This window comes from Gemmatimonadota bacterium, assembly GCA_016712265.1.
GTDB lineage: Bacteria > Gemmatimonadota > Gemmatimonadetes > Gemmatimonadales > Gemmatimonadaceae > RBC101.
This window is the reverse complement of record JADJRJ010000028.1, coordinates 1,254,754-1,268,505: the sequence shown is the minus strand read 5'-3', so window position 1 is coordinate 1,268,505 and position 13,752 is coordinate 1,254,754. Positions and strand designations below refer to the sequence as shown.

Here is a 13,752-nt window from a genome sequence, read left to right as displayed (position 1 = left end):
CCCCGGGGGACTCCTTCTGGTCCCCCGAAGACCCGTTAGTCAGCGTTTTGCCCGAAAATCTGCATGTTCGAGCTGTGGCCCGGCGCCACCTTCTTTTCGGGATAGATCCAGTGCACGGCCTGGTTCACCGCGGTGGCGGCTTCCCCAAAGCCGGCGGCGATGAGCTTCAGCTTCCCGGGATAGGTCGTCACGTCGCCGGCGGCATACACGCCCGCCCGACCCGCCTCCATCTGGGAGTTCACGATGATCTCGTCCTTCTCGATGCGGAGCCCCCACTGCACCAACTCCCCGAGGTCGCTCACGTAGCCGAGCATCGGGAGCACCACATCGCAGCCAAGCTCCCGCGTCGTCTTCGCCTTCGTGTCCCGGATGACCAGTCCGCCCAGGCGATCGCCGTCGGCGATCACGTCGTGGAGTTCGTGGAAGGTGAACACGTCGGTCTCCCCGCGGGCCACCGCCGCCTGGACCTCAGCCACCGTCGCGCCGTGGGCCCGGAACCGATCGCTGCGATGCATCAGGGAGACCCGGGCGGCGATGCCATTTAGCTGGTGGGCCCAATCGAAGGCCGAATCACCGCCGCCAATGATCATCACGCGCTTGCCACGATAGTCTTCCGGCGACGTGACGGCATCGTGAATCCCCCGGCCGTACCAGGGCTCCGCGCAGGCTTGGGGCAGCCGGCGGGGGGCAAAAGCCCCGATCCCGGCCGCGATCACTATGGCTCGCGTCGGGAATTCCGCCGTCTCGCTGCGCAGCACGAAGTGTCCATCGCGTTCCTCGAGCCCTACCAGACGATGGCCCAGATGCTCCCGGCCGCCGAACTGGCTCGACTGCTCCACCAGCCCTCGGACGAGGTCCTTGGCAAGGACCTTGGAGAAGCCGGCCACATCAAAGATGTACTTCTCGGGGTACAGGGCCGTCAGCTGGCCACCCAGCTGCGGCAAGGCATCGACAATCTGGGCGGTCACGCCGCGCATCCCTGCGTAGAATCGCGCGAAGAGGCCCGTGGGGCCCCCGCCAATGATGGTGATGTCGACGAGGTCGTGAGTCTGCATCGGTCAAAGCTAACGAGGCGAGTTATCTTGCCCCACATGACGATCAAGATCTACACGCGCACCGGCGACGATGGACAAACGGGCCTGTTCGGCGGGGGCCGCGTGGAGAAGGACGATGCCCGGGTCGACGCCTACGGCGAGGTCGACGAACTCAACGCCGTGTTGGGGATGGCACGCGCCGTCGAGCTGATGCCCCGCGTGGACGAGGTCATCGCCCCGATCCAGCGCGACCTCTTCGCCATCGGCGCCCTGCTCGCCACCCCCGACCATGCCCGGATGCGTGAGCAGCTGGCCAAGGCGAGGATCGACGAAGACCGGATCGCGGAACTGGAACGCGCCATCGACGCCTGCGATCGGGAACTCGAGGAACTACGCGCCTTCATCCTCCCCGGTGGGACGCCCAAGGCCGCCGCGCTTCACGTCGCCAGGACCGTGTGCCGACGCGCGGAACGCCGCATCGTGACCCTCCGACGCACCGTCACGATTCCCGAGCAGGTGATCGTGTACCTCAACCGGCTCTCGGACCTGCTCTTCGTGCTGGCGAGGGTGGCCAACAAGCGCGCCGGGGCGGGCGAAGTCACCTGGTGAGCCAGTCGGCGCCGGACGTCATCGAGCTGCTCGGCTACCGGATCCACGTCGGGCCTTGGCTCCTGGAGCACGTGGGACGCATCGCGGCCGTGTCCGCGCCGGCGCACGTGTATGCGGTGATCACCGATGACAACGTCGGGCCCGTCGCCGCACCACAGGTTGTCGGCTCGCTCCGGCACTACGCCCCGCACGCGCGCGTCATCCTCCAGGGGGTGACCCCGGGTGAGGCAACAAAGACCCGCACCACCTGGCAGGGGCTCACCGATTGGCTCCTGGGCGAACGCTGCGGCCGCGACACCACCATCATCGCGTTAGGCGGCGGAGTCGTCGGTGACCTCGCAGGGTTTGTTGCCGCCACCTTCATGCGCGGGATCCCCGTGATCCAGGTGCCCACCTCCCTCCTGGCCATGGTCGACGCCTCGGTGGGCGGCAAGGTCGGGGTGGACACGGAGCATGGAAAGAACCTCGTCGGCGCCTTTCACCAACCGGCGGCCGTGGTCATCGACCCCACAGTGTTGCAAACGCTGCCACCCGAGGAATTTCGGGCCGGGATGGCTGAGGTCATCAAGCATGGCGTCATTGCCGACGACGGCTACTTCCATGCCAGCATCGCCACGGCGCACGCCATCCTCGGGGCACCCGCGGCGGAGGTCGACTGGACGGCTCATACCCTCACGGCGCTGGTGAGTGACAGCGTGCGGATCAAGGCTTCCATTGTCGAACAGGATCCACGGGAGGCCCCGGGCGGAATTCGCCAGGCACTCAACTTCGGCCATACCATTGGCCACGCGATCGAGGGATTGATGGACTTCCGGGTGCCGCACGGACATGCCGTCAGCATCGGGATGGTCCTCGAATCCGCGCTTGGCGAAATGCTCGGCGTCACCGCCGCCGGGACAACCGAAGTCCTTCGAAACCGGCTGAGATGGCTCGACCTGCCGGTCGACCTTCCCGGCGACCTCTCGGTCGAGGAGGTCGCCAAGGCATGTCACCGGGACAAGAAAGCGCGTGGGGCCAGGGCAGTCTTTTCCTTGCCCGCCCGCATTGGCGAAATGGCAGTGTCCGCCAATGGCCACGGTGTTTCCGTCGAATCCAGGGCCATCGTCGCCGCCCTGTCGCGAGCCTGACGGTCACGGATTTCGCCACGAAAGTCCGGCGGAACTGTGAGTTTTCCACACACATACGGCTCTTGTTCGGTATCGCCGTCCAGGATTGGCTCTGGCTCACGTGCTCGGGATCACACGACCTGATGACTCGCAAGGCGTTGTGACTGAACGTGATGCGACCTGCATCACGCCCGCGTAACCGGTTGGCACCAAAATTGGCTGTTGACTGGGCGTAAACCGTTTCGTACTGTGCCCGCCCACTTCCCCCCTACGCTGCGGCGCGGTTCATGGCGGCAGCGACACGTTGTCGAAGCAGAGAGGCCTATGCCAGCGATCGAGACACGGGTAAAGACGACCACAAAGTCCTTCGTTCGTGCAGCTCCATCCACCGCATTCGACCAGTACCTCCTCGACATCCAGAAGCTCCCCCTTATCACCGACCCGGCCGAAGAACGACGGTTAGCTCGGCTCGCCCAGAAGGGCGACGAGGCGGCGGCTGAACGCCTCGTGACCGCGAACCTCAGGTTTGTGATCTCGTATGTGAAGAAGTATCAGGGGCACGGGCTGGACCTTTCGGAACTCGTCGCAATCGGCAACGAAGGTCTGCTCAAGGCGGTTCGCAAGTTCGACCCGGACCAGGGGGTGAAGTTCATCTCCTACGCCGTGTGGTGGGTGCGCCAGGCCGTCCTGAAGGCGCTCGCCGAGCAGACCCGTTCCGTTCGGATCCCGCTCAACCAGAACTCCCAGCTCATTCGGCTTTCCCGGGCCGAGACGATCCTCGCCCAGGTGCTCCGGCGCGACCCTTCGGATGACGAGGTGGCGCGACTGATCGGCGAGACCCCCGAGAATGTCCGCGCGGCTCGCCAGATGACCTCGACCGAGGTCTCCCTGGACGCCCCGGTCGATCGCAGCGATCGTGAAGCCTCGACCCTCGGCGAGCGGTTCTGCGGCGTCGATGGCGCGGAGATCGAGGACGTCACCGACTTCAAGCTGATGCGCGAGTTCATCGGCAAGGTCTTCCAGAAATACCTCACGTCCCGCGAGCGCAAGATCCTCAGCTTGTATTACGGCCTCGAGGAAGGCTCAGAGGCCATGACCTTGGAGCGCATCGGCGCCCTGTTGGGCGTGACGCGGGAACGGATCCGGCAGATCCGGGAGCGCGCCTTCGAGAAGCTGCGCGAATCCCCCGACGGACGGGCCCTCGCCGGCTTCTGGACCGCCGCCTGACGCTTCACCCGCGTTGTCCCTGAGACGCCCGGTGCTCACGCACCGGGCGTCTCGTTTTCCTGTGGACCGCTTAATGCCCTCGGGCTGTGACAAACCACGAGTATCCGGTCGGGTCAGATCCCGGATCACGGATGGACAAACCGCGGTGCAGCTGCGATAGTGCGACGACCGAGCGATCGCCCCCGGGAGAAGGGTCCGCATGACGGCAGACACGAATCGCGTCCTCGTGGTCGACGACGAACTCACCATCCGCGTGGCGCTGCGGCGGTGTTTTTCCCGCATGGGGTGGGCGGTCGACGAAGCGTCCAACGGCGAAAGTGCCTGGGCGTTGATCGCGCTGGACGAAGAACAGCCACCACCGTCGCGATACCGCATGGTGGTGTGTGACCTTCGCATGCCCGGACTGAATGGCATCGACCTGTACGAACGCGTCCGTGCGCGGTATCCCGCGGTCCTCCCACGGATGGTTATTTCCACCGGCGACATCGTATCCCAGGAAGCAGCGGACTTTGTCACGCGTTCCGGGTGCGAAGTGCTGCAGAAGCCTTTCGAGCTCTCCACCATCCGTGAACTCGCTGTGCGACTCGCGGCCTCCCAGGCGACCTGAGACCTACAGGCGGAACAGGTACGACATTTTGAGGAAGAACTGATTGCCCGTCCGCAGGGTCTGCGGGCGCGTGACCACCGGCTGCTCGTACGATTGCATCAGGTCATTGTATCCGGCATACAGGAACGAAGCGGGGGCCAGCTCGTACGTCACCAGCAGGCTCGACGCGTACCGGATCGCCCGCTCATTGACCGGGTTGCTCACCAGGGTGTTGAACTGGTCAGAGTACTCCCCGATGAGCCGCATCCCCAGGCGCCGGCTAACCTGGTAGGTCCCCCGCAAGCGCACAATCTTCGCGTCGTCCACGAGGGCCCCATCCCACCCGTCGTAGTGGTTGGATTGCTGGCCGCGCACCTCAAGGCTGGCCTGAGGCACCGGCCGGATGGTCATCCGGAGGCTGGCGAAGATCCCCTTGCTCACCCGCGGGTTGGCCGGGTCGTACAATTCCCGGTCGCCTCCGTAGAAGAACCCGCCGAACTGGACGAAGCGCGAGGTCTCCAACCGGAAGTCCGTAAAGACGCCGCGCTGGTGGAGGGGGACACCGAGGATCGCCTGTCGCTCGATCATGTAGCTGACGTTGAAGCCCGCACGCTGCTTGAACGTCAACTCGAAGCGCGGGGTGATGCTGTAGTCCAGCAGCCCCGCCCCAAACGCATTCGTGCGACTCACGGAGAGGCTTTGGGAGACCTTCTGGATCAGCGCTCCGTTGGGGTACTGGTCGAACGCCAGTCGGCCGGTAAAGCTCTCGACCCCGACCCGCGAATACCGGCCGAGCTGGTTGCGATACTCGGGTGACAACCCGGCCGCCGACATGTTCCAGTTGAAGTTCCGACCGGACTGTGAGAGGCGGGCCGTGTAGTACCCGCCGGAACGCTCGCGGCCGTCGAACACGCTGGACAGGAGGGAATCACCAGGGGCCCGTTCGTTCGAGACGGCGCCTTCAGCGGAGAAGACGATGGTCTTTCGTCGCAACGAGAAGTCCAGCTCGGCGACCGACGAGCGCGAAGTCCCGGCCGTGCGACCGAGAAACGAGCCTCCGATCCACGAATCACTGAGGATGTCGCGCCTCACGCGTCCAACGACGGCGTCCCCGCGTGTCTGCATGTTGGCGACGACGCCGCCGCTTTCGTACCCGTCGTAGTAGAACCACGCCGGGGCATCATCTCGCGCATAGAGGACGCCGTATTGTGTCGCCCCCGACTTTCCCGTGATCCGACCACCGGCCGAGGGATCCACGATGGCGCGCGTGTAGAGCAACTGACCGCCCGCCTGGTCCCCGCCACTTCCCCCCCCACCATCGCCGCTCCGTGAGACGTCGAACACGTCCCGGCTCTCCAGGAAGAACGGTCGACGTTCCTGAAAGAAGAGGGCAAATCGCTGGTTGACCCGGACCTGCTCGTCGTCCGACTCCACCTGGGAGAAGTCCGGATTGAAGGTCGCGTTAAGGGTTGTAGAAGGCGTGAGGGCGACGCGGAGGTCACCGCCGATACTTCCCCGCGGATTTTCCATGGAGAAACCGCGGGGAGGCGCGGTGGGTTGGAACTTGCCGCCATAGAACGCGGAATCCGCCCCAAAGGCGCGCAGCCCCACCTCCGTCCCGGACACATAGGGAAGGAGGTCCACGGTCCGTCGCAGCTCAACGCCGCCCAGGCCGACCAACGTCCCTTGCTGGCAGATGTCGCACGGGTTCCCGCGTCGGCGCGGAGACCACGAGCTGCGCACGCCTGCCTTCCCGTGGTATCGCACCAGGTCGAACCCGAAATCGAGCGAGTCGGACGGGGGGAGACGGAGCGAGGCAAACGGGATCGCGGCTTCCACCGTCCAGCCGAGACTGTCGATGCGCGCGGCGGAATACCAGACGAAGTCGGGCGTATCGTCGGTGCGTTGACCCTCCGTCTTTACGCCATCGAACTGCAGGTTGGCTGGCGAGACCCGAAAGACATATGTGCGCCGGTTGTCGTTGTAGGTATCCACCGACATCGCGATCTTGTCGTCCAGCTCACCACCGCGCTCGCGTGGATGGATCGTCGCCCGGATGTCGTCGCGGCTCCGCTCGAAGGCACGAAAGCCGATGTACAGGAATTCTCCGTCATATGCGACCCGCCCAATGCTCGGCTGGGGCGGCAGGACCGCGTCGACCGGCTCGTACTGTACGAATCGGTCGAGCGGCAAGGCCTCCTGCCACACCTCGTCGTCCAGGCGCCCATCGAGGACTGGTTTCGTTCGTGCGCGACGCACCGGGATCCGAATTTCCTCGGGTCGCTTGTATACCACCGAATCTCCCCGCGCCGACGCGGAAACGCGCCGGACGGAGTCCGTCGGGGTGACGGTAGCGGAACTCGACAGGGCCCCGATGATGAACGCGGTGAGGAACATGCCAAAGGCTGGCTGAACGCGAGGTTCCGCGCCCGTCGCGGATGCCTCGGATCATACGCCTGCCCCATCCCGGACGCTGGATACGCCTGCCGGGGTGGCCGAGCCCCGATATAGTTGAGGCGTGACGCCAGTGCCCCTGTTTCCGCTCCCGATGGTCCTCTTTCCGGGGACCGTGGAACTTCTGCACATCTTCGAGCCTCGCTACCGGCGAATGCTCGCGGATGTCATGGACGGGGACCGGCAGTTCGGGCTGCTCAGCTGTCCGCAGGGAACCGCCGCCGGCGCAATCCCGAGGGGGACCGTGGGCACGATGGCGCGTGTTGAGACCGTTCAGCCCCTCGCAGACGGGCGCAGCAACATTGCGATCAGGGGACTGGAGCGGTTCGTCTTTCAGTCGTTCGTGGAATCGCCGGCACCCTATCATGTCGGTATGGTCGAACGCCTCCCGGAGTCCGGGTCCATTGCACTCGGCGCGACCCAGGATCGACTCGACCAGCTGTTCGCGCGAGCCACCCGGGCGGCTCGCACCCTGGTCGACGATCACTCGCCGGCACCCGAGCTGCCGGTCGAGACCGTGGCGCGAGCCTACGCCATGGCCCAGCTCCTCGACCTGCCCTTGCCGGCGCGACTCGAGCTCCTGGCCATCCCCGATTCCGCCACTCGCACCGAGCGGTTGATCGCCATGGTCGCGGACGAGCTACCCGGCCTGGAGGCGCGCGCGGCGCGGCATCGTGCCGCGTCATCGAACGGTCACGGACACCATCCATGATCCCGCCGGGGCTCGACCGAGAGCTAGCGGACGTGGTGGGGACGCGGTGGGTGCTCACCCGCCCGGGGGAGCTGCTCGCCTACACGTCGGACGGACTGCCGGGCTATCGCCACGATCCCGCCCTGGTGGTGCTCCCCGGGACGCGGGACGAAGCCCTGGCGGTGGTGCGGCTCCTCGCGAGGCGCAATGTCGCGTTTGTCCCACGCGGGGCCGGCACGGGCCTGTCGGGTGGGGCGCTGGCGGACGGCACGGTCGTCCTCGGGCTCAACCGCCTGCGCCGCATCCTCGAGATTGACGTGGACAATGGGTGGGCGGTGGTGGAACCGGGGGTGGTCAACGCCCACTTGTCGCGCGCGGTGGCCGCATATGGCCTGCATTACGCGCCCGATCCGTCGAGCCAATCCGCGTGCACGATCGGCGGCAACGTCGCGGAGAATGCGGGGGGCCCCCACTGCCTCAAGTACGGCGTCACGGTGAACCACGTGCTCGCGCTGACGGTTGCCTTGGCCGACGGTTCGGTGGTGACGTTGGGGTCAACGGAGGGCGAGGTCTCGGGGTATGACCTGCTCGGGGCCTTCGTGGGATCCGAGGGCTGTTTTGGCGTGGTGCTCGACGCCACGGTGCGACTGACCATCAATCCGCCAGCGGTCCGCACGATGTTGGCTGATTTCCCAACGATCGACAGCGCGGCGCGAGCGACCAGTGCCATCATCGCGGCGGGCCTGGTCCCGGCCGCACTGGAGATGATGGACCAGCCGACGATTCAGGCGGTCGAGGCATCGATCTACGCTGCCGGATATCCGGTGGATGCCGCCGCCGTGCTGCTGATCGAGCTGGACGGCGCGGCCGCCGGACTCGACGACGACGTCGCGCGGGTGGCGGCGGCGTGCCGGGACGGTGGTGCTCGCGACGTCCGCGTGGCCACCACGGAGGCCGACCGACAGCGCTTGTGGCAGGGGCGCAAGAAGGCGTTTGGCGCGATGGGTCGTGTGTCGTCGCACCTCGTGGTGCAGGATGCCGTGATCCCGCGCACGCGGTTGCCCGATGTGCTGGCGGAGATCGGTCGCATCGGGCGCGAGGAAGGGGTGACGGTGTGCAATGTGTTTCACGCCGGCGACGGCAACCTGCACCCGAATATTCCCTACAACGGGAATGATGCTGGCGAGACGCAGCGGGTGGAGCGTGCGATGGTGCGCATCATGGAGGCGTGCATCGCAGCCGGCGGGAGCGTCACCGGCGAGCACGGGATCGGCGTGGACAAGCTGCCGTACATGCCGCGGTTGTTCAGCGAGGCGACGCTCGGGTCCATGTGCCGCTTGCGGGACTGCTTTGACCCGGAGCGACGCATGAATCCGGGGAAGGTGGTCCCGGTGCGCTCGTGCCGGGAGTGGGCGATGTCGCCCGCGGCGAGGCGATAGGGGATGCGGGATTCTGCTGGGAGTGGGGACACGGCGATGACACACGCGCGACGACGCGATCCGATTCTTGAGTCGGGGGGGGGCCCCGAGGTTCGGCATGCTCCATCCACCGAGGCCGAACTCGTCGACATCCTGCGAGAATCCGCCCCCCACACGACCTTCCGTATCCGGGGCGCAGGAACCTGGACCAGCGTCACGGAACGCATCTGCGCGGACGCCACCCTCGACCTGTCCCGACTGCGCGGGATCACGGCGTACGTTCCCGGCGACCTCACGCTGACCGCGCGCGCCGGCACCCTCCTCTCCGAAATCGCCGAAGTCACTCGCGCCAACGGACAGTGGCTCCCTCTGGATCCCTGGGGTGGCTCAACCGGGACCCTTGGCGCCACCCTGGCGACCGCGTCCGCAGGCCCCCTGGCCGCCACGATCGGGCTCCCGCGTGACGCCGCGTTAGGCCTCACGATCGTCGACGCGGCGGGCATCCGCACGACGGCCGGTGGGCGCGTGGTCAAGAACGTGGCCGGCTTCGATCTCGTCCGGCTCCAGGTCGGCGCGTGGGGAACGCTCGGCATTCTGACGGAGGCCACGGTGCGACTCCGACCCCTCCCGGCCGTGGATCGCAGTTGCGCGATCCAACTCTTGGAGAACGCCGGCCTCGCTGAACTCATCACGTCGTTGCGGCAGCTGACGCTTGGTCCCCTCGCCCTGGAGGCCGTGAACTCGACCCTGGCCGCGACCATCGGCCTGCCCCCCGCAGCGATGCTCCTCGTGCGCCTCGGCGGTTCCCCCCGCGCCGTTGCCCAGACGCTCGACCAATTGTTGCGGCACCCAGGCGCCCACGAGATCTCGAGCAGCATCTGGCCGACGCTGGCCGCCACGGAGTCGGACGGTGCCGCGGGTGTGCGGTACTCCGTGCGACCATCGCAATGGCCGTCGCTCTGGACCGCTGTTGTTGATGCCGGTGACGCCACCACACGCGTGCACGCCACGCCCTCCAGGGGAATCGTCCGTGTCGTGGCCCCCGCAGCGCTACAGGACCGCGTGCGGCAATCCACAGTTTCCGCCGGCGCGATGGAGATCGTGGAAGGCGCCGGCCCAGGCGTCCGTGGCCTGCCAGCCCTGAGGGCGCTCGGCCGCCGCGTGCGTGACGCGTTCGACCCGCATCGGCGGCTTAATCCTGGAGTCATGGACGATGACCGCAGCTGAACATCCGGTGGGCTCTCGGGCAGTTCCGGACACCCCGCTCGCCCACGCGGGTGCGGGGCTCGACCTGTGCGTCCACTGCGGCTTCTGCCTTCAGGCCTGCCCGACCTATCTCGCGCTCGACAACGAGAACGACTCGCCGCGTGGTCGCCTGGTCCTCATGCGAGGACTCCTTGCGGGAGACCTCGACCCGAATGATGACGCCGTCGCCACGCACTTCGACCGCTGCCTGGGATGTCGCGGCTGCGAGACCGCGTGCCCGTCGGGGGTGCCATACGGCGCCTTGCTTGAGGCGACCCGCTCCACGCTGGCAGTGTCACGACCGCGGCCCGCCGTCGCACGACTCATCCTCGGCACGTTTCGCCACCGCACGGTGCTCCGCATCGCCCTGGCCGTCGCGCGCATCATTCGAGGGACCGGACTCCCCGATCTCATCGCCCGGTTGCCGCGCGAGGTGTCGTTTCCGTTCGCCATGTTGGCCTCCACCAGGCGCGTCTTGAGTCCGCCGCCCTATGCCCCGGAAGCGACGTCGACGGGGCCGACCGTCGCCTTGCTGACCGGTTGCGTGATGGAGGGACTGTACACCGAGACCAATCGCGCCACCGAGCGCGTGCTGGGGCACAACGGCTATCGGGTGGTCCGCGCCCGCGGGCAGCGGTGTTGCGGTGCGTTGCATGCGCACGCTGGTGATGTGGAGTCAGCGCGAGCACTCGCACGGGCAAACATCGCGGCGTTCGAGGCCAGTGGGGCCGATTTCGTGGTGACCAACGCCTCCGGTTGTGGGAGTCTCGTGAAGGAGTACGAACACCTCTTCGCGGGAGACGATGTCTGGCAGCCGAGGGCGCGACGGCTGGCCACACGCACGCGCGACGTCAGCGAACTCCTGGCCGCGCGCGGACCGAGGCGCGGTGGCATCGTCAACGCCGTCGTCACCTGGGACGCACCGTGCCACCTCCAACACGCGCAACGGGTGACGGAGCCGCCCCTCGCTGTCCTCGCCGCGATTCCCGGCCTGCGCGTGGTGCCACTCGTGGACGGCGACCACTGTTGCGGCAGCGCCGGGATCTACAACCTGGTCGAGCCGGACACCTCGACTCGCGTGCTGGACGCGAAGCTCGCGCGGATCGAGGCCACGGGAGCGGACCTCGTCGTGTCCAGCAACCCGGGATGCCTCATGCAGTTAGGGGCGGGCCTGCGCACGGGACCGCATCGTGCCCGCGCGATGCACCTCGTGGACCTCCTGGATGCGTCGTATGCTGCCGCGGGAGACCGCCATGCGTCCTGAGGCGATCCTGGTCGAGCTCGACGGCATCGTTATCGATACCTTCGCCCCGCGGCGGCAGGCCCTGAACGAGGCCTTGCGGGGCCATCAGGTGGAACTCACCGATGCCGAGTACTGGGATTGGTGTGCTGGCTGGCCGTCCGCTCGAGCCATCGAGGCGATCGCTCGGGAACGGCACCTGCCCCTGGACGCCACCGACCTGGAGCTCGCACGCCTGCGCGCAGACCGCGCCCTCGCCGCATCCCTGGGCAAGGGAACCATGCTGGCCGATGGTGCCCGTTCGGCCCTGGAGCGGCTCGCCTCACGTCACCGGCTCGCTGGGGTCACCCGACTGCGCCGCGCGGACGTCGCCCCCATCCTCGAATTGGCCCGCCTCGAACATGCGTTCTCGTTCGTGATCGGCGCGGAAGACGCGACCGCGGACAAACCCGATCCAGCGCCCTATCACCTCGCCGTGCGCCGACTGGGCCAGTATCGCAGCGGGTCGTCTGGAACGGTGGTGGCCCTGGAGAACGGCGCGGCGGGCATTCGCTCCGCACAGGCCGCCGGGTTGGCTTGCATCGCGGTAGGCCCACACCCCGCGCATGTCGCCCTCGAGGCCTCCGCCTACGTGCCCTCACTTGCCATGCTGGACTCCGCATCACTCGCCGCCCTCCTCACCCCTCCACGTCAAGCATGACCCCGTCGTCTGACGCTCACCTGTTCTGGCGCACCGACCTGGTGCGGATCGCGTTCACCGGGCCGCAGGCCGCCGCAGTGGTCAATGGCTTGGTGACCAACGACGTGGCGGCGTTGAGCCCTGGCGAGGGATGTTATGCCGTCGCACTCACCCCAAAGGGCAGGATCGTTGCCGACCTGCGCATCTTTCGAACCGAGGATTCGGTCCTGACCGACACGACCGTGGAGGCATCAGTGGGCTGGCAGGCCCTCGTACAGAAGTTCGTGAACCCGCGCCTGTCGAAATATTCCGTCGTGACCTCCGGGCTTCGCTTCGTCGAGTTGTACGGGACGACGGTGGGCCAGCTCATCGCCACGTTAGGCGCGCCGGTGTCCGAAGCGTATGCCCACGCGCCCATCGCGCTGGATGGGATGAGCGGGCGGCTTGCCAGGTTGCCAGGGGTCGGAGTGCACCACGGCGCGGTGGTGTGGTGCGGGGACGAAGCCGCGGCCACGGTGGAGGCGACCCTTCGGGCGCGCGGCGCGACCGTTGGATCCCTCGAGGGATTGGAGGCGTGGCGCGTGACCGCCGGTCGCCCGCGGTGGGGCCTCGACATGGATGAGGCTATGCTCGCCCAGGAGGCCAACATGGATGACCTCCACGCGATCTCGTACGCGAAGGGGTGCTACACAGGACAGGAGTTCGTGGCCCGCCTGCACTACCGCGGGCACGTGAACCGCTACCTGCGTGGATTGAGGCTCGAGGCGGTCGTCCCGCAGGGCGCCTCGGTGGTGCACGGTGATGGCGCTGTTGTGGGTGATGTGCGGAGCGTTGCCGTGTCACCCCTGGCCGGTCCGATTGCGATCGCCTTGATCCGGCGCGAAGTCCCGGACGGCGCCGGGGTACGCATCCGGACGGGTGACGTGGACGTGGGCGCGACGGTCGTCCCGCTTCCTTTTGTGCACTAGGCACTCGGGAAACACGAAGGGCGCGCCCGCAGGCGCGCCCCTGGTGCAACCAGAACGTGACGCGACTTAGTGCTTGGTCGTGTCGCCGGCCATGCCGGAGTCGTGCTTCATGGTGCTGTCCATCGGGGCGGACATCGCCGCATCAGGGGAAGCGGTGGCGGCGGCATCCGCAGCCGGCGCTTCTTCCTTAGCGGCGCAAGCGGCGAGGACGACCATCGAGGCAACGAGAGCGAGGCGCTTCATGGAACGATTCTCCTGAACGAGTGGGGGAGCGGGGGTTGGACCGCGGGGCGAGCACGCAGACCGCCCGCCGGTGACTTGCGAGACTAACCATGCACTGCGCCTAGCGCGTTGGTGCACACCCCGCTCGTCATCGCGGCAAGTAGGGTGCGCGCTGAATCTATGGGTCACCGGGTTCCTGTCAAGCGCCCAAGTTGTTCTCCCCCAAGGGTTTCCCTGCGGGATTCGCGCCCGGCGGGCGTGCTTCGCTATTCT

13 protein-coding genes are annotated in these 13,752 nt (G+C 67.1%); 10 read left to right on the top strand and 3 right to left on the bottom strand.

What is annotated here, in order from left to right:
- Positions 1–35 precede the first annotated feature (35 nt).
- Positions 36–1,055, bottom strand: a complete 1,020-nt coding sequence (locus tag IPK85_12205) for an NAD(P)/FAD-dependent oxidoreductase (protein ID MBK8248150.1) — start codon at positions 1,053–1,055, stop codon at positions 36–38.
- A gap of 42 nt (positions 1,056–1,097) precedes the next feature.
- Between IPK85_12205 and IPK85_12200 the strand changes: the two genes are divergently transcribed.
- The 4 genes from IPK85_12200 (at position 1,098) to IPK85_12185 (ending at position 4,583) form a co-directional block, all read left to right on the top strand.
- Positions 1,098–1,643 (top strand): cob(I)yrinic acid a,c-diamide adenosyltransferase, encoded by a 546-nt coding sequence (locus IPK85_12200; GenBank protein ID MBK8248149.1) that lies wholly within the window; start codon positions 1,098–1,100, stop codon positions 1,641–1,643.
- Positions 1,640–2,770 (top strand): 3-dehydroquinate synthase, encoded by a 1,131-nt coding sequence (gene aroB / locus IPK85_12195; protein ID MBK8248148.1) that lies wholly within the window; start codon positions 1,640–1,642, stop codon positions 2,768–2,770. The genes IPK85_12200 and aroB overlap by 4 nt, the downstream gene beginning before the upstream one ends.
- 303 nt (positions 2,771–3,073) lie before the next feature.
- Positions 3,074–3,976: an RNA polymerase sigma factor RpoD/SigA gene (locus IPK85_12190; protein ID MBK8248147.1), complete on the top strand. Its 903-nt coding sequence runs from the start codon at positions 3,074–3,076 to the stop codon at positions 3,974–3,976.
- 199 nt (positions 3,977–4,175) lie between these two features.
- Positions 4,176–4,583 carry a response regulator gene (locus IPK85_12185; GenBank protein MBK8248146.1) on the top strand — a complete coding sequence of 136 codons (408 nt, stop codon included), beginning with the start codon at positions 4,176–4,178 and terminating at the stop codon, positions 4,581–4,583.
- 3 nt (positions 4,584–4,586) lie between these two features.
- Here IPK85_12185 and IPK85_12180 read toward each other — a convergent pair whose 3' ends face one another.
- Positions 4,587–6,959, bottom strand: a complete 2,373-nt coding sequence (locus IPK85_12180; protein MBK8248145.1) for a carbohydrate binding family 9 domain-containing protein — start codon at positions 6,957–6,959, stop codon at positions 4,587–4,589.
- Positions 6,960–7,080: 121 nt separating this feature from the next.
- Between IPK85_12180 and IPK85_12175 the strand changes: the two genes are divergently transcribed.
- From IPK85_12175 to IPK85_12150, 6 genes are read left to right on the top strand one after another with little or no spacing between them, the layout of a single operon-like run.
- Positions 7,081–7,728 (top strand): LON peptidase substrate-binding domain-containing protein, encoded by a 648-nt coding sequence (locus IPK85_12175; GenBank protein MBK8248144.1) that lies wholly within the window; start codon positions 7,081–7,083, stop codon positions 7,726–7,728.
- Complete coding sequence (locus tag IPK85_12170) at positions 7,725–9,146, top strand: FAD-binding protein (protein ID MBK8248143.1); 1,422 nt, start codon at positions 7,725–7,727, stop codon at positions 9,144–9,146. Before IPK85_12175 ends, IPK85_12170 begins: the two co-directional genes overlap by 4 nt.
- Before the next feature lie 3 nt (positions 9,147–9,149).
- Positions 9,150–10,352 carry an FAD-binding oxidoreductase gene (locus IPK85_12165; GenBank protein MBK8248142.1) on the top strand — a complete coding sequence of 401 codons (1,203 nt, stop codon included), beginning with the start codon at positions 9,150–9,152 and terminating at the stop codon, positions 10,350–10,352.
- Complete coding sequence (locus tag IPK85_12160; GenBank protein ID MBK8248141.1) at positions 10,339–11,634, top strand: 4Fe-4S dicluster domain-containing protein; 1,296 nt, start codon at positions 10,339–10,341, stop codon at positions 11,632–11,634. Before IPK85_12165 ends, IPK85_12160 begins: the two co-directional genes overlap by 14 nt.
- On the top strand, positions 11,624–12,310 hold the full coding sequence (locus IPK85_12155; GenBank protein ID MBK8248140.1) for an HAD family phosphatase: 687 nt from the start codon (positions 11,624–11,626) through the stop codon (positions 12,308–12,310). The genes IPK85_12160 and IPK85_12155 overlap by 11 nt, the downstream gene beginning before the upstream one ends.
- Positions 12,307–13,257, top strand: coding sequence for a folate-binding protein (locus IPK85_12150; GenBank protein ID MBK8248139.1), 951 nt, complete (start codon positions 12,307–12,309; stop codon positions 13,255–13,257). Before IPK85_12155 ends, IPK85_12150 begins: the two co-directional genes overlap by 4 nt.
- A gap of 66 nt (positions 13,258–13,323) precedes the next feature.
- Here the strand turns inward: IPK85_12150 and IPK85_12145 are convergent, their stop codons facing one another.
- On the bottom strand, positions 13,324–13,500 hold the full coding sequence (locus tag IPK85_12145) for a hypothetical protein (GenBank protein ID MBK8248138.1): 177 nt from the start codon (positions 13,498–13,500) through the stop codon (positions 13,324–13,326).
- Positions 13,501–13,752: the final 252 nt, after the last annotated feature.